This is a genomic window from Halomonas sp. GFAJ-1 (assembly GCF_000236625.2).
GTDB lineage: Bacteria > Pseudomonadota > Gammaproteobacteria > Pseudomonadales > Halomonadaceae > Vreelandella.
Window position 1 is genome coordinate 26,681 of record NZ_AHBC01000055.1, and the last position, 15,715, is coordinate 42,395.

Sequence of the window (15,715 nt, forward strand, 5' to 3'; positions counted from 1 at the left end):
TTAACTCACTCCCTGTGAGAGGTGAGGGGATGCCAGCGTGGTGCTGTCCGCTTCTAAATAACGTTCGGCAAGGAAGCGCGCATCGCCAGGTGGCAGCGGTGGGACGATAGTGTCTAACCCGCCGCTTGAGGTGGGCGCAGTGGTCAGCAAACGCACCACCGCGGCATAGCGTTGCTTGCGTTGTAGCGGCTCGTCGGTCAATTCACCCTGGCGATACAGTTCAGCTAAGTAGAAGTGCGCTGGCCAGCACTCTGGGGCAACGTAAATAGCCCGTTTAAAATAGTCGTAGGCCACATGGGGCTTTTGCTGCCAGCGGGCGACTAGCCCGGCTAGTACTAGCGTATCGATTGACCACGGCTGTTGTTTAAGAAGCGCCTCAAGCAGCGTTGCGGCCTCGTTAAAGGCATTTTGATTGAGCAACTGATGGGCGGTATGCAGCTGATCAGCGGTGCTATCTGCTTGTTCGCTATCCGCTGTTTGGGCAAGAGGCGCATCGGGCGCTAAATCAGTGCTGCTTGCTAGCCCTAGCGTTTCACGGGCGCTCTCACGGATGTCACTACTGTCATCAGCCTTTGCGCGCATCGCAAGCATGGGCGGCTCAAGGGGAGCCGTTGGCACTGCGGCGGATTGCTCAGCGCGGCGAAAGTAAAATATGCCCTGATCTTCGACCAGCTCAAAAACGCCGAGATCGTTACCCAACGTTTCGGTAACACCGCAGAGTAAGATGCCATTCGGGGCCAGCAACTGGCTCAGCTGATGGTGAATACGCCGCCGCGTCTGCGGGTCAAAGTAGATCGATACATTGCGAAACAGAATCACATCAAAGGGGCCGCCTGGATGGCTTTCATGGGCGTTTAAAAGGTTAAACGGACAAAAAGTTACCCATTGGCGAAGAGATTCGTGAAGCTTAAAGCGGCCCTGGAAAGGGCTAAAGTAACGCGCTTTGAAGTCGGGTGAGAGCGCGCGAAACGCCATGCCGCCATAAATCGCCTGGCGTGCCTTGGCGAGAATTTGGTGATCCAGGTCACCGCCGGTGAGAGTAAACAGCGATTTAGCGCGCTCGCCAAAGCGCTCAAACAGCATCATCGCTACGCTATAGGGCTCCTCGCCGGAAGAACAGCCTGCGCTAAAGATGGATAGCGGTGGCCCCCTTGCCGCTAAGCGCTCAGGCAGATAGGTGCTAACCAACCAGTTCAAGGCATCCGGTTCACGGCAAAAATAGGTTTCGTTAACCGTTAACTGGCTGACAAAGTGATCGAAGAGCACTGTGTCGCTGGTTAATTGTTTAAGAAGCTGGGTGTTATCCGCTAGTCCTGTGAAGGCTTGTAAGCTGGCGACCGCTCGTAATAGCCGAGCTTCGGCCAAGCCCTCTAGGTGTAAACCGCAGCGCTGATGCACAAGGGCTTTAAAGGGCGCTAACGCGCTCATGCTAGAGGCTCCGGTCGGTTGTTATTTAGGGAGCCGCGCACATCGCGCAATAGACGTCCCGCCAGGCTATCTAGCGGTAGCTCATACTGAATAACACCCGCTTTAACGGCTTCCTGGTTCATGCCATAAATAACTGAGCTGGCTTCATCTTGCGCGAAGGTGGTGCCGCCTGCCTGATAAATAGCCCGCATGCCAATAACGCCATCGCGGCCCATACCGGTCAGGATAATGCCGATGGCATCTCTGCCGTAGACCTCTGCGACACTCTGCAACAGCACATCGCAGCTAGGATGATACAGAGAGCTTTGGGGGCTGGGCTGAAGCTGGAAACGGTGGCGGGGGGAGACACATAAATCACGCTCTGAAGGTGATAGGTAAATGTGCCCAGGCTGAATCTGCTCGCCCTCTTTGGCAACACTGATCGGCATGGCGCATAGCGATGCTAGCCATTCAGCCATACCATCAATAAACCCATGGCTGATGTGCTGGGCGATCACAATAGGCGCTGGAAACCTAGCCGGTAGCGTTCGCAACAGGCGCACTAAGGCTTGCGGGCCACCGGTCGAACAAGCGATCGCGACGACGTGTTGAAAGTTCCGCGGCACGCCACTTGAGGCCGCGGGCAGGGTAGGCAGGGTGATAATGGGAGCCGGTGTTGTGACGCGCCGCCGTAGGCGAGTAATCACCGCAACACCCGCAAGCAGGCGAACACGTTCCAATAGGCGATCTGCGTCGGCCCCTTCTAATGTGGGTTTAGGCATTACTTCAAGCGCACCCACTTCTAAAGCCTGATAAGCCGTTTGAGCATCGGAGCGGTCACTGACCACCAGGATGGGCACGCCCCTGCTATACATAATCTCTTCAATAGCGCTTAGGCCGTCCATCACCGGCATGTTGAGGTCCATGGTGATCAGCTGCGGTGCAAGGCGTTTGACCAGCTCTACTGCTTCGCGGCCGTTAGTGGCTTCACCTACGACCTCAATATCATCGGCTCGGCTAAGGATATCGCGTAGCACGTCGCGGGCTACTTGGCTGTCGTCGGCAATGACTACCCGAATTACACTCATCCGGTATCCTTATCAGCGATCTTTATGGGTAAGGGTGAACTCCTGCACCAGCGCGTTAAGCTCTGTCGACATTTGAATCATATCTTGGCTGATATCGGTAATGCTGCGCACCGAATGGGCATTGCGTGAACTGGCTGTGTCGATGTCGCGCAGCGCCATGACCACCTGGCTACTGGCAGTTTTTTGTTGCTGAGTAGAGAGCGATATCTGCTGGGCGGCACTGCTGGTTTGACTGGCCGCTTTGAGCAGTGCTTCAAGGTCCTGGGCAGTGCTCATGCTGGCTTCAACGCCTTGCTCGATGGAGGAGGCGCCTTTTTCAGACGCCACAACTAAGCGATTAATAGCCGTCTGAATATCATCGGTGTGCGCTTCGATTTCTTGGGTAGAGTCGGTCACGCTGTCAGCCAAGCGGCGTATCTCGCTGGCCACAACCGAAAAGCGTCGGCCCGATTCCCCCGCGCTGGAGGCTTCCAGCGCGGCATTAAAGGCGATCAGCTTGGTCTGGGCGGCTAGCGTATTGATCAACTCCATGACTTTATTGATCTGCTTAGATTTAGCCCCCAGCGTCATGATCTCGGTCAGGCTCTGCTCGCTGTCGCTGCGGATATCCTGCATTTTTGACTGTAGAAGCTGCATGGCCGCACTGCCTTTGCGGCTGCGCTCCAGAGTTTGGTTGGCAACGTCGACCACTGACTGGGAGTGGTCAGCGATTTGGGTAGATGAGGTAGAAAGTTCTTCCATGGTGGAGGTGATTTCAGCCACCGAAGAGGCCATCTCTTCGACGGCTGCGGCCATGGTTTGGCTTGCTTCATTGTCAATATCGCTGCCGTGCACACCGGAAAGGCCAGCGGTTTTTGCCAGCCGATCGGCGACGTGTGTTAGCGCCATTGCGTTCTTGGCCACCGCCGCAATGGCGCGGGAGAGACGCTCAAGGAGCTCGTTAGTTTGATGGGCTAAGTCGCCAAGCTCCGCTTTGTCGTCGGTGCTGACGCGCCGCGAGAGATCTAAACTGTGGGTGATATCTTTCAACTGGCGCTGGAAATCAATGAGTGGACGAATAAGACTGCCGGTCAGCGGATAGAGAATCAGCAACCCAACAAGCAGTATGAGTAAACCTACACCGCTAGATTCCAGAAAGCGCTCACGCGTGGATGCCAAGTACGCCTCTTTATCGACCTCAACCATGAGGTAGCGCTGCAGCTCGGGCAGCCAGCGTGTGTTAACCAGCAGTGTGCTGCCATCGCGCTCAATTTCGTGAACCTGGCGCCGTTCATCGGGCTGCAAGCGCTGGGACATTTGATCGGGCAGAGGTTCCGATGTTATTACGCCCTCACCGCTGTGAATGAGCAGTTCACCTTCGGCGCTGATAAGCGAAGCGCGTCCGGTATTCCCTAAGCGGAAGTCACTAATCAAGCTGGCCATTTGGGAGAGATCAAGCCCCGCTCCAGCCACTACCAGCGGTCGTCCGTTGGCGGCATCGACGGCACTGCGGTAGTTAACATACACAAAGGCATCTTCGGGTGAAAAAGTATCGCTATCTAAATTTAACTCGTAAGCGTTATCGCTTTCAGTAAAACGGTAGTACCAATCATCGTCACTGCCTGGCGGCTGGATAGTACGTTGCAGGAGTTCGCCATTGCGCAGTTGGAAATAGTAACCGCGGCCCTGGTGCTGAGCGGCGATAAACAGTAGCTCGGTGTCTATCTGTTCCATCAGGCGCATAAGGTAGCGGGTAATATCGTTTTGTTGTGCTTCAGGTAATCCGTCGCTAATCCACTGTTCAATAAAGTAGCTATTGGCAAGGCTTTTGGAAATGGCCAGATCCTGGCTAAGGTTAAGGTTTATATGCGCAGCTAATCCTTCGATCTGTGCCGGTAGCTCCTGATTAAGCAGGTTATCAAGCCGCGCCTGGCTGTGGGAGCGCGCTTGAAGATAGAGCGCTAGAAGCATTGCCAGCGCTAAGACGATCCCAAAGGATGAAAATAGCCGAAGCCTTAAAGGTAGGGATTTCCAGCGCGCCATCATGTTCGCCGTTGCTCCAAAGTAGATGGTGGCCCTGAAGACGCAACGGCATTTAGCATTAACGCTGTTAGGCAACGCTCAGGGTATAGAAGATGAAGGGTCGATGGCCCCTCTACTCGCGGAAGTAATACTCCCGGTAGTATCAATCAGTAATACCAACGATTTCAGCTTTTTTAGGGAGCAATGTCCAGCGCTAATAAGTTGAATTTGGTACTTCTGTTTATACGATCGCGTGGGGAATAAAGCACGAGGTGTCTTTGGTGATGCGGCCCATATCTTCACGAATGCCCATGCCGCAGGCGCGGTCACCCACTACCCAGCTACCGACTAGGGCATGATTGTCACCAAAGCGCGGCATCGGGTGGTAAGCCTGACGAATCCAGGGGCTGTCAGTGTAAGGGCCATCTACGGCCTCGCGCTGGCCTGATGGGGTAATCAGCTCTATGTTACTGCCTTCCCGAGAGAAGAACGGTTTGCGCACCCAGCCCGCTGGTAGCGGTGGGCTGTTAGCATTTTCGAAAAAAGCCGGTAGCAGGTTAGGGTGGCCCTCAAAGTGCTCCCAAAGCAGCGGCAAAATACCTTTATTGGATAGAATCGCTTTCCAGGGAGGCTCGAACCAGTGCGTGTCGAGCAACGGCAGCTGTTGGCCAAACGCATCGTCAGCCATCTCTTCCCAGGGGTAGAGTTTGAAGATCGCTGTAATGGGCTGGTTGTCTAAATCGACAAAGTGAGTGGCACCAGGCTGCAGGCCTATATCATCGGTATAAATAAAGGGTGTATTCAGCCCCGCTTGAAGGGCAATATCTTGCAAGTAGCTCACCGTTGCACGCTCTTCATCGCTGCCTTTTACGCAGGAGAAGTAGAGCGTACGCCTTTCCAAGCGGTCGCCTAAATGGGCCATGGCGTTGATTAAGCGCTCTTGAATCGAGTTGTACTGGTCTGCCTGACGAGGAAGAATGCCCTGCTCAATGGCTTGTTCAAGCCATACCCACTGGAAAAATCCCGCTTCATAGAGCGATGTGGGCGTATCGTAATTTAGCTCTAACAGCTTCGCTGGGCCGTTACCGGTATAGGCAAAGTCCATACGACCATACAGGTGCGGCTGGCCCGTTTTCCAGGAGTTATGAATGGTGTCCCACATAAACTCAGGAATCGCTAAGCGCTGCATCAACGCATTGGAGTGGCAGACTTTGTCGACCAACTCCATACACATTTCATGCAGCGCTTCAGTTGGAGCCTCGATGTCCTGTTCTACCTGCTCCAGGGTGAACTGGTAGTAGGCGTCCTCTTTCCAGTACGGTGCACCATCAATGGTGTGAAAATGAAACCCTAGCTCGTCGGCTAGGGCTTTCCACTCTTTACGTTCAGGTATATCTACCCGCAGCATAGCAATCCTCGAATACTGGCTATGAACCCCAGGAGGCTGAACGTGTGCCCAGACCGCGTCGTGTCGTTGCTTGGCGGTTCTGAACCACCGAGCTACGCATGGCCTCATTGCGCTGATTAACACGCTGGGTTGCTTGGGTGGAGGCGGTATTCCAATTGCCTTGGTTTTGGCGATTACGGTAAACCGGTTCTTGATAGACCCGCTCAATAGAACGACCACGGTTGGTGTTCGACAACATGCTGCCCATCATGTAACCCATCATGGCGGGCATAAACCAACTGCCGCCACCGCTAGTGGCTTGGGCTTGTTCCTCGGTAGGTGCTGTGCAAGCGCCTTCGCCGTGCTCTGCTTCGCAGGCTTCTAGTGTGTCAAAGCGGGGAACAGACTCAAGCGATGCAGCGTGAGCATCTTCGCAGGCGCTGCGGGTATAAACGTTAGCAGCAACGCACTCCTCAACACTTTGAAAGCTTCTGGGTTCATCGAAGCTGACCTCGGTTACGTGCTCATCAGGCGCTGATTCAACACAGGCAGTTAAGCCAAACGCGCTGGTGCCCATCATCGCCAGGGTCAGGCGAGCGCTGCGCTTGCGACGGGGTAAATGTGCCGGGTGGTTATGTGTATCCAATGTCACTCTCCTTTACCACGTCATTGAGGCTGCGTTGATCAAGCCGACCGCAATGGAAACGCTGCCTACCAACGTGCCGTAGGCTTGGTGGCCTTCGTTAATATGCTGGGAAAGGCTTTCGCCCTGCTGACGCAGAAACAGCTTCAACCCAAAGAAAGTCGCTAACTGAACACCAAAGGCAATAATGCCCCAGAGAATAAAGTCGATATAGCTGACAGAGTTCGCCATGGCGCTATACAGCGGAATGGTAAAACCCAGAATAGAGCCGCCGTAGGCGCGGGCGGCAGCAGCGTTGCCTTCACGAATCAGTGTCCACTCGTGGTGTGGCGTAATGCGGCTATAGCAGTACATAAAGGCAACTAACAGCCCAAGAGCGCTGATCAAGTAGCCAAAAAAATGGGGTAAACCTTGTAAGTAGTGAAACATGGCCGGTGTCTTCCTTGTTAAGTGCGTCGTATCGATTGCCCCATTGTGTCATAGCATTCCGCTTAATGGGTGGCTCTTAGGGATGTTTGATTAAATAGTGATCGGGAAAGAAGTCTCGCAAGTACTGCTGGATCTCGTGCGCTAAAGTCAGGCGGTTTCATCAAGAGGGCGCGGCGTATTTATGCGAGTATGGGCCGCTGAAAAATCTAACTGAGTATATGCAATGCTAGATAGCCTAAGCCACAGTGTTCTGGCGGGTCAGCTCTTTGGCTTGGTGGCGCTGGTGATATGCGTAGTGGCTTTTGCCAGCAAAAACGACAACAGATTATTAGGGCTGCTGATCTCCGCCAATGTGGCCTTTGCGCTGCAGTTTGTCTTTTTTGGAAGTTGGACGGCGGCCGCGCTCACCGTAATGGTGATTGTGCGAATTGTGCTGGCCCGACGCTATATGGGTAGCAAAGCCGTTATGGTGGGCGTGCTGCTGGCCAGTGGTATTGCTGCCGCTTTCACTTGGCAAAACTGGGTGGATGTTCTGCCCATGGCGGCCATGGTAATGGGAACCGTTGGCATGTTTTTGCTGCGCGGCATCGCCATGCGGGTATGCCTAGGGCTGGCCGCCTTAGCGTGGATGCTGAACAACCTGCTCATTGGTGCGATCGGCGGAACTATTGCGGAAGGGCTGATTGTGATCACCAATATCGTCACCATCATTCGTTTAGTGCGGGCCAAGCGCAGATATCCTGAAGTATTCGAAGATCCAGATGGGCTTGATCCCATCACTACGAAAAACCGCCCGACCTAGCATCGCCCAGCAGTCAAGATAGCCTGCTGCATTAACGCTACTCGCCTTCCTGCTGCGCCAGAATAACTGTCAGAAAGCCCTCGCCGTAATCTGCCAGCTTGCGCGCGCCAATGCCGGAGATTGCCCCCAATGCCTCCAAACTCTGGGGTTTCTGTTCGATCAGTTCGGCAAGGGTGGCGTCGTGGAAGATCACATAGGCGGGCACGCCCTGGGCTTCGGCAAGCTCCCTGCGGTGCTGGCGCAGTGCCTCCCACAGTGGGCCGTGGCTGTGCGTGGCAGAGACTTTGCTGCCCCGCCGAGCGGCTTTAGCCTTACTGGGTTTGTTGATTGGCTTGCGCAGGGTGAGGTCATGCTCGCCGCGCAGTACCGGCTTTGCGTTAGCAGTCAGCTTGATGCCGCCATGGCCCTCCATATCCACGCTTAAAAAACCGCTAGCAATCAGCTGCCGAAAGAGCGCCTTCCATTCGTTGGCAGAGAGGTCTTTGCCTATGCCGTAGGTGCTGAGTCTGTCGTGGCCAAAGCGGGTGATTCGTTCGTTGCTTTTGCCCAACAGTAAATCCACCAGATAGGTCACACCAAAGCGCTGCTCGGTGCGGTAGACGCAGGAGAGCGCCTTTTGTGCCGCCACGGTGGCGTCCCAGGTCTCGGGTGGGGTGAGGCAGTTGTCGCAGTTGCCGCAGGGCGCGTCTAAGTGATCGCCAAAGTAGTGGAGCAGCGCCTGGCGTCGGCAACTAATGATTTCACATAGCCCCAGCATAGCGTCGAGCTTCTGCTGCTCAATGCGTTTTTGCTGGTCAGCGGCGCTGGAGCCCTGCTGCATCTGGCGCAGGGTGATTACGTCCTGAAGCCCATAGGCCATCCAGGCATCGGCGGGCAGGCCGTCGCGCCCGGCACGGCCAGTCTCTTGGTAGTAGGCTTCGATACTCTTGGGCAGGTTGAGGTGCGCCACAAAGCGCACGTCTGGCTTGTCGATGCCCATGCCGAAGGCGATAGTGGCGACGATTACCACGCCATCTTCACGTAGAAAGCGGGTTTGGTGGTGCTGGCGCTGCTCGGCGGGAAGCCCCGCGTGGTAGGGCAGCGCGGTGAGCCCCTGGCGTTCCAGCCAAGCGGCAGTCTCCTCTACTTTGCGCCGGGAAAGACAGTAGACAATGCCTGCCTCGCCATTGTGGTGCTCGCGAATAAAGCGCAGCAGCTGTTCCTTGGCGTTGCCCTGATTTTCGGCGATATGGTAGCGAATGTTGGGGCGGTCAAAGCCGCTGTTGTATAGCGCCGCGTTTTGAAGCTGCAGGTGCTCCATGATATCGCCCCGGGTGGGCACGTCGGCGGTGGCGGTCAGGGCGATGCGCGGCACCTGGGGAAAGCGCTGATGCAGGTGGGAGAGCTGGCGATACTCCGGGCGAAAATCGTGACCCCACTGGGAGACGCAGTGGGCTTCATCAATGGCGAACAGCGCGATCTGGGTCTGTTCCAGCAGCATCTGCATGCGCGGCATAGCGAGCCGTTCGGGGGCCACATACAAAAGATCCAGCTCGCCCGCCCGCAGGCGATTTTCCACATCAACCGCCTCGTGATAATCGAGGCTTGAGTTGAGGTAGGCTGCCCTAACCCCGTTCTGTTCCAGCGCTGCTACTTGATCCTGCATCAGCGCGATCAGCGGCGAAACCACAATCGCGGTACCTTCGCGCAGTAGCGCGGGGATCTGATAGCACAGCGATTTGCCACCGCCGGTGGGCATCAACACCAGCGCATCGCCACCAGCAATCACATGCTCAATAATTGCCTGTTGCGGGCCGCGAAAACTGTCGTAGCCAAAGACCTCCTGCAACACCTTGAGGGCTGCCGGATGGGCGTCGCCGTGCATCAATGCTCTCCTTGTCGCGTGCGTGAGGGAGAATTGTCGCACGAAACCCTAAGGAATTTTGCCTAGCGAATCCCCGCTCTTAAGAACGACTGCACGAACTGGCGCTGAAAGAGTAGAAAAGCGATGAGCAACGGGGCAATGCTTAACAGCGTGGCGGCGCTAACGGTGGCCCAGTTAACGCCGGTTTCGGGCGCTGAGAAAACCCCTAAGCCTACCGTTAACGGACGACTCTCTACCGAATTGGTGACCACCAGTGGCCATAGAAAGTTATTCCAGTGGTGGCTGATCGAGACAAGCCCGTAAGCAAGGTAGGTGGGTTTGGCCAGGGGAACGTACACCTTCCAGAGAATTTCTAGCCAGTTACAGCCTTCAATACGCGCAGCGTCTTCAAGCTCCCTGGGTATGGTTTTAAACGTCTGACGCAGCAGGAAAATACCGAAGGCGCTGGCCACGTAGGGCAATCCAATGCCAGTGATGGTGTTGATCAGCCCCAGCTCGCTGGCGATGCGGTAGTTCTCGACAATCAGCACTTCGGGGAACACAAACAGCTGAATTAGCACCAGCATAAACAGCACGTTTTTGCCTGGGATGGGAAAACGCGCAAAGGCAAAGGCTGCCAGGGTGCAGACTACAAACTGAGCAAAAACAACGCCGGTAACCAGGGCAAACGTGTTCAGGTAGTAGCGGGCAAAGGGCGCCTGCGCCCAAGCGTTTTTAAAGTTATCCAGCGTAAGGGGGGCAAATAAGTCGAAGCGCACCATATAGGCCGGGGGATGAAAGGCGGCCCAGAACGCATACAGTAGGGGAAATACCCAGATAATCGCCAGCAACCATGCTGCCACGGTTTCCAGCGATGGAATGGAGAGGTAACGATAGCGGGACGCATAGGTTTTTGAAGGCGATAGGGTTGAACTCATTGGTAATGGGTCCTGCGGTCTAAAATCGTGAACTTAAGCGTGGCAACGACGGCGAGTACCAGCAAAATGACCACTGTAATAGTGGCCGCCGTGGTGCGGTCAAAGAACGAAAACGCATTCTCATAAACGTAATAAAGCAGCAGGTTGGTGGCGTTATTGGGCCCACCTTTAGTCAAAATAAACAGGTGATCGACGACCCTTACCGCATTAATCAAGGCGTTAATGAGCACGAAAAGCGTGGTGGGCATTAACAGCGGAAAGGTGACTCGCCAGAAGAAGCTCCAGCGGCTGGTGCCTTCAAGGTCGGAAGCCTCTTTAAGCTCGGGGGCAATACCCTGCAATGCCGCTAAGTAGAAAATCATAAAAAAGCCGGCTTCTTTCCATACCGACATCACAATCACTGACCCCAGCGCCATGCTGGGATCGCCAAGCCAGTTAACCCCAGAAAACCCTAATGCGCCGAGCAGTTTATTAAATAAGCCAATCTGTGGGGCGTAGAAGAACATCCAGATATTGGCAGCGGCGATCATGGGCAGGATGGTGGGCGTAAAGTACGCCATACGCACAAAGCCGCGCCCCGGAAGTTTACCGTTAACGAACAGCGCCATGCCCAGTGCCAGTGCAATGGACGTCGGAATCGTACCCACGGCATAAATTAAGTTGTTGCGCGCTACCTTCCAAAACGTGGGGTCATCAAACAACACCTGATAGTTTTCGAGCCCCACAAATTCGGCGGGCGCACCGCGAAAGCCGGGCAAAAACAAGCTGTTGATAACGGTTGTGATCGTAGGCAGGTAGGCGAACGTGGTTAACAGCACTGCGGCAGGCAGTAACAACAAGCCGCCATATAACTGCATTCGCCGATAAGAGGTTAAGTTCATAGGGGTGTACCGCAGGAGAAAAAGCCGGGGCGTACCCCGGCGAGCATGGCAATCGGGCAAGTGTTACAGCGCTAGTGCACTCAGCGTGCGTAGCGACGAAGCACGCCATCGGCTTCTTGCTGCGCTTGGCTTAGCGCTTCTTCCGGCGACATCTGGCCGGTTAGCGCGGCTTGCACGGCGTTGTCCAAGGCGCGGCGCACGCGGCCCCCCTGGTAGGTGGAAAGCTCCGCAGTACCGTGTTCGAGCTGGTCACGGGCTACCGCTGCTGGTGAGAACTCTTCCACGTAGCTTTGCAGCGCGTCGGTCTCATAAGCGGCAGAGCTAACGCCCATATAACCCGTCTCAATGGACCATGCAGCGGCGCGCTCGGGGTCTGTCATCCAGCGAATAAAGGTCATCGCTGCGCGCTGTTCTTCTTCGGTCGCGTCTTCAAAAATATAGAAGTTGCCGCCGCCGGTGGGGCTACCCCGCTGGGTATTCATGGGCAGCATGGCGACGCCAAAATCAAAATTGGCCTCACTCCGCACGGCGGTTAAGTTCCCCGTGGTGTGCCACATCATAGCGGTGGACTCTTCAAGGAAGTTCTGGCGCAACGTGCCCCACTCAATGGTGCCGTCGGGCATGGCATTGTGCTCAGTGGTTAGCGATACCCAGTATTCAAGCGCTTCAATGGCCGCCGGATCGTCAAAGTAGACCTCGGTGCCATCTTCGCTCATTAGACGATGGCCGTTTTGAAAGGCGAAGGCCTGAAACATCCAGTAGGGGTAGCCAGTGGAAGGTACCATCACGCCCCACTGATCGCCGCCGGAGGCTTCACGCACGGTAGCGGCCATGTCGGCCATCTCTTCCCAGTTCTCGGGAGGCATATCGGGGTCTAGGCCCGCGGCTTCAAAGGCATCTTTGTTCCAGAACAGCACGATGGTAGAGCGCTGGAAGGGTATGCCGTAGGTTTTGCCGTCTAGCTGGCCGTTTTCCATCAAGCCAGGATAAAAACTATCTAGCCATTCGCGCTCTTCGTCAGTTTCGATTAAGTCGTCGAAAGCGACGATGGCATTCTGCTCAATCAGCTCGTAAAGGTCGATGGAGAACAGTACCGATAGTTGCGGTGCATCACCGGCCTCAATGGCCGACATTGCCCGTACGCGGGTGTCGTCGTAGTTACCGGCGTAAATCGCTTCCACATTAATCTCAGGGTGTTCGCTCTCAAACTCAGCGACCAAGTTGTCGATGACATCCGTGAGTGCACCGCCCACCGAGACGGGATAGTACATGGTGAGATCAATGCTATCGGCGTTTACCTGAGCGGCGCTTAATAAGCCCGCTGCCAAAGCAGTCATTGCAAAAGGGGTACGCAAACGCATAAGAGACTCCGCAAGTGTCAGTACTGAACCAGGTTTAGCGATCAGTGTTGGAAAGAGCCCACTGCCGGTGGGCGAGGAACAGCTCGAGAGGCGTTGGGTAAAGCGTGTGGCGTTATGTCATCTCGGCGCAGGCCGTCACTGCCAAACAGGTGAGCGTGTTGGCTTGCCCAGCGAAGGCGACAGGGCTGACCCGCTAGCGCGTGTTTACCGCTCATGCGAACCCTCACGGTATGACTGCCAACGGTGACATGGGCAATCGTATCGGCACCCAGGTACTCATCGCTGACAACTATGGCGGGTACACCTGTGGTTGACGTGGTGCTTAGCTCAATATCTTCTGGGCGGACACCCAAGTGACCACCTGCCGCTTCCATAGGGGCTACTGGCGTGCTGGGTTCGCCTTCGATCACAGCACCATTCTCGCCTAGCAACAGTGGCAGCAGGTTCATGGCGGGGCTGCCAATAAAGCTTGCCGCAAAGGCACTAGCGGGGCGGTTATAGAGCTCGTCAGGCGAGTCATCCTGAACGATTTTGCCGTGCTGCATTAAAATAACGCGATCGCCCATGCTCATGGCCTCGACTTGATCGTGAGTAACGTAGATAACCGTCATGTTCAGGCGGCTTTGCAGCGCTTTGATTTCCCTGCGCATATCGCTACGCAGCCGGGCGTCCAGGTTGGAGAGTGGCTCGTCCATCAAGCAGATCGGGTGTTCAGAAATAACCGAGCGCGCCAACGCAACCCGCTGGCGTTGGCCGCCGGAAAGTTGGGCAGGTTTGCGGTTCAGGTAGTCGGTTAAATCGACCAGCTCGGCGACTTTCGCCAGCCGCTGACGCTGTTCATCTTTGGGCACTTTGCGGCTGCGCAGGCCAAACACGATATTGTCGGCCACGCTTAAATGCGGAAACAGCGCGTAGGATTGAAACACCATGCTGAGCCCGCGATCACCGGGCGGTAGGCGCGTAACGTCGCGTTCGCCAATATGAATGTGGCCGTCGCTGGCTTCTTCCAAGCCTGCGATCATGCGTAGCGTGGTGGATTTACCGCAGCCTGAAGGGCCCAGCAGAATCACAAATTGCCCGGGGGTGACGTCGAAGGAAATGTTATCGACAGCGGCGGTTGCACCCCAGCGCTTGCTGACACTTTCCAAGCGGATTCGCGATTGATTTGACATGGCACACCCATCACCGGCTGCTAGCTGTAATGGGTAAATCTTGTTATGAAGATGTTGCCGTTGTGTGACGCTTGTGTGGCAGGTGTATTACGTGAGCGGCATTAAGCAAAAACTCACTTGGTAATTTTGATGCCGTAGTGCTGCAGCCGCCGCACCACGCTGGATTGGCTAATGCCAAGTCGCTTCGCAATGGCGTAGGTGCTGGGGAGTATGTTGCTGAGTTCTTCAAGGGTTTCCCGTTCCAGTCGAGCAAGATATTGCTTAAGCGTTTCGTGGGGTTCAAGTGTAACTGCCTGTGCGGGTGAAGCGTTCGGTAAATTGACGGGGAGCTGCTCGGCGTGAGGGAGCACGGCGGGTTCCTCGATCTGGTCGGTGGGGCTTGAGAGCCAGGCTCTTTCTAACCAGTTTTCCAGCTCGCGGACGTTACCCGGCCATTCGCTGCCCATCAGCGTCGACCAAACGCGGGTATCAAGAATTTTTCGTCGGCCATAGCGCTGGTTGAGCCGATTTAACGACGCTTCAACTAGATCAGGGATATCCTCCCGGCGGTCACGTAGTGGTGGCAGGGTGACCGGGATGACATTAAGTCGGTAGTAAAGATCCAGACGAAACAGTCCGGCTTCTACCTGTTTTGCCAAGTCTTGGTTGGTGGCCACTACCAAACGAAAGTTGACCTTGCGAGCACGGGTGTCACCCAGTCGGGTCAAGCTGCCGTCTTGAATCACTTTGAGCAGCTTGGTTTGCATCAACAGCGGCAGTTCACCAATTTCATCCAGAAACAGCGTACCGCCTTCGGCCTGCTCTAATAGGCCCGCTTTTCCCTGCCGCGCGGCCCCGCTGAAGGCGCCGGGTTGATAGCCAAACATCTCCGACTCAAATAAGTTTTCAGGTATCGCTGCACAATTAACGTCAATAAAGGGGCCATCACAGCGCTGGCTCCAGCGGTGTAGCTGCTTGGCGAACGCCGTTTTACCTACGCCGGACTCCCCTAGCATCAGCACATTGGCATCCGATGGGGCGACCCGCTTAAGCAGTAGCGCTATTTCGCGCATTACGCTGCTGCGCACCTGCAAATTGTCTAAGGCGTCATCCAACGCCTGCTCCTCGGCATCCGGGGCTGCCTGGCTGCGTTTTAAGTGTTCGCTAAAGCGTTTTTGCAGCAGCGCGTATTCGTCCTGCAATAGTTGCAGGTCGGTTAAATCCCGCGAGCGGCTAATAATGCGTTCCAGCTTGCCATCGACGAACACAGGGTAGGCTTCGGCAATGACTCGGCGACCTGTCCCGGTTATCTGCATAAGCTGTGCAGGCTTGCGGGTGCGCATCACTTCCAGGGTAATAGACGGTTTAAGCACGCCGGCCGCTTGTAGCTGATGAACACTGCTGGAGAGAAGCTCTTCCCGCGAAACGCCGTAAACCGCTTCAGCGCCTGGGCTAATATCGACTATTTGCCCATCGCCACTGACGATAAAGAAGTGGTCGTTGGCGGTCTCCACGATGGTTTGCAGTACGCGCTTGTCTATTTCACTCATTTTATTTCTCAGCTCTCTCGTTCTATCTCACTCATTAAGTGCCACTCACGTGAAGCCAATGATGTCGGCTCTTTTTTAAGTCATTTTTGAATTATTGATGCATAAATGAATTGTATGGGCGCGCATTCGATTCATTTTTGCATCAATTGGCTGGTAATCCTACCTGTTTAGGGCATCTACGACTTGGCATGGTCTGTGCAATGTTTAAAAGAGATAGCTAAGGCAGTGCCTTAG

Annotated in this window: 13 protein-coding genes; 1 reads left to right on the plus strand and 12 read right to left on the minus strand. The window is 55.2% G+C overall.

Annotation, left to right across the window (positions count from 1 at the left end):
• From MOY_RS14980 to MOY_RS15005, 6 genes are all read right to left on the minus strand, one after another.
• Positions 1–1,428, minus strand: coding sequence for a CheR family methyltransferase (locus MOY_RS14980; RefSeq protein ID WP_009101368.1), 1,428 nt, complete (start codon positions 1,426–1,428; stop codon positions 1–3).
• The gene (cheB, locus tag MOY_RS14985; protein ID WP_009101372.1) at positions 1,425–2,495 is read right to left on the minus strand and encodes a chemotaxis-specific protein-glutamate methyltransferase CheB; all 1,071 of its coding nucleotides are present in this window, start codon (positions 2,493–2,495) and stop codon (positions 1,425–1,427) included. Before cheB ends, MOY_RS14980 begins: the two co-directional genes overlap by 4 nt.
• Before the next feature lie 12 nt (positions 2,496–2,507).
• Complete coding sequence (locus MOY_RS14990) at positions 2,508–4,520, minus strand: methyl-accepting chemotaxis protein (protein ID WP_009101374.1); 2,013 nt, start codon at positions 4,518–4,520, stop codon at positions 2,508–2,510.
• Between the two features lie 217 nt (positions 4,521–4,737).
• A complete protein-coding gene (locus MOY_RS14995; protein WP_009101376.1) occupies positions 4,738–5,904 on the minus strand; it encodes a glutathionylspermidine synthase family protein in 1,167 nt (388 codons plus the stop codon).
• 19 nt (positions 5,905–5,923) lie between these two features.
• A complete protein-coding gene (locus MOY_RS15000) occupies positions 5,924–6,529 on the minus strand; it encodes a DUF1190 domain-containing protein (protein WP_009101379.1) in 606 nt (201 codons plus the stop codon).
• 12 nt (positions 6,530–6,541) lie between these two features.
• The gene (locus tag MOY_RS15005; RefSeq protein WP_009101380.1) at positions 6,542–6,955 is read right to left on the minus strand and encodes a DUF350 domain-containing protein; all 414 of its coding nucleotides are present in this window, start codon (positions 6,953–6,955) and stop codon (positions 6,542–6,544) included.
• Positions 6,956–7,178: 223 nt separating this feature from the next.
• Here MOY_RS15005 and MOY_RS15010 point away from each other — a divergent pair, with 223 nt between their 5' ends.
• Positions 7,179–7,757 (plus strand): YgjV family protein, encoded by a 579-nt coding sequence (locus MOY_RS15010; protein ID WP_009101383.1) that lies wholly within the window; start codon positions 7,179–7,181, stop codon positions 7,755–7,757.
• A gap of 37 nt (positions 7,758–7,794) precedes the next feature.
• Here the strand turns inward: MOY_RS15010 and recQ are convergent, their stop codons facing one another.
• The 6 genes from recQ to MOY_RS15040 all read right to left on the minus strand — a co-directional run bounded on the left by recQ (position 7,795) and on the right by MOY_RS15040 (position 15,481).
• Positions 7,795–9,621, minus strand: a complete 1,827-nt coding sequence (gene recQ / locus MOY_RS15015) for a DNA helicase RecQ (protein WP_009101385.1) — start codon at positions 9,619–9,621, stop codon at positions 7,795–7,797.
• A 62-nt stretch (positions 9,622–9,683) separates the two neighbouring features.
• Entirely contained in the window at positions 9,684–10,538 is an 855-nt protein-coding gene (locus MOY_RS15020; RefSeq protein ID WP_009101387.1) for a carbohydrate ABC transporter permease, read from the minus strand.
• Complete coding sequence (locus MOY_RS15025) at positions 10,535–11,419, minus strand: carbohydrate ABC transporter permease (protein ID WP_035540867.1); 885 nt, start codon at positions 11,417–11,419, stop codon at positions 10,535–10,537. Before MOY_RS15025 ends, MOY_RS15020 begins: the two co-directional genes overlap by 4 nt.
• 80 nt (positions 11,420–11,499) lie before the next feature.
• Entirely contained in the window at positions 11,500–12,780 is a 1,281-nt protein-coding gene (locus MOY_RS15030; protein WP_009101391.1) for an ABC transporter substrate-binding protein, read from the minus strand.
• 41 nt (positions 12,781–12,821) lie between these two features.
• Complete coding sequence (locus MOY_RS15035; protein ID WP_009101392.1) at positions 12,822–13,952, minus strand: ABC transporter ATP-binding protein; 1,131 nt, start codon at positions 13,950–13,952, stop codon at positions 12,822–12,824.
• A 113-nt stretch (positions 13,953–14,065) separates the two neighbouring features.
• A complete protein-coding gene (locus MOY_RS15040) occupies positions 14,066–15,481 on the minus strand; it encodes a sigma-54 interaction domain-containing protein (protein ID WP_009101395.1) in 1,416 nt (471 codons plus the stop codon).
• Positions 15,482–15,715: the final 234 nt, after the last annotated feature.

Coding starts and splice junctions, on each gene's coding strand:
- MOY_RS14980 (WP_009101368.1), bottom strand. CDS start 1,428: ATGAGCGCGTTAGCGCCCTTTAAAGCCCTTGTGCATCAGCGCTGCGGT.
- cheB (WP_009101372.1), bottom strand. CDS start 2,495: ATGAGTGTAATTCGGGTAGTCATTGCCGACGACAGCCAAGTAGCCCGC.
- MOY_RS14990 (WP_009101374.1), bottom strand. CDS start 4,520: ATGATGGCGCGCTGGAAATCCCTACCTTTAAGGCTTCGGCTATTTTCA.
- MOY_RS14995 (WP_009101376.1), bottom strand. CDS start 5,904: ATGCTGCGGGTAGATATACCTGAACGTAAAGAGTGGAAAGCCCTAGCC.
- MOY_RS15005 (WP_009101380.1), bottom strand. CDS start 6,955: ATGTTTCACTACTTACAAGGTTTACCCCATTTTTTTGGCTACTTGATC.
- MOY_RS15010 (WP_009101383.1), top strand. CDS start 7,179: ATGCTAGATAGCCTAAGCCACAGTGTTCTGGCGGGTCAGCTCTTTGGC.
- recQ (WP_009101385.1), bottom strand. CDS start 9,621: ATGCACGGCGACGCCCATCCGGCAGCCCTCAAGGTGTTGCAGGAGGTC.
- MOY_RS15020 (WP_009101387.1), bottom strand. CDS start 10,538: ATGAGTTCAACCCTATCGCCTTCAAAAACCTATGCGTCCCGCTATCGT.
- MOY_RS15025 (WP_035540867.1), bottom strand. CDS start 11,419: ATGAACTTAACCTCTTATCGGCGAATGCAGTTATATGGCGGCTTGTTG.
- MOY_RS15030 (WP_009101391.1), bottom strand. CDS start 12,780: ATGCGTTTGCGTACCCCTTTTGCAATGACTGCTTTGGCAGCGGGCTTA.
- MOY_RS15035 (WP_009101392.1), bottom strand. CDS start 13,952: ATGTCAAATCAATCGCGAATCCGCTTGGAAAGTGTCAGCAAGCGCTGG.
- MOY_RS15040 (WP_009101395.1), bottom strand. CDS start 15,481: ATGAGTGAAATAGACAAGCGCGTACTGCAAACCATCGTGGAGACCGCC.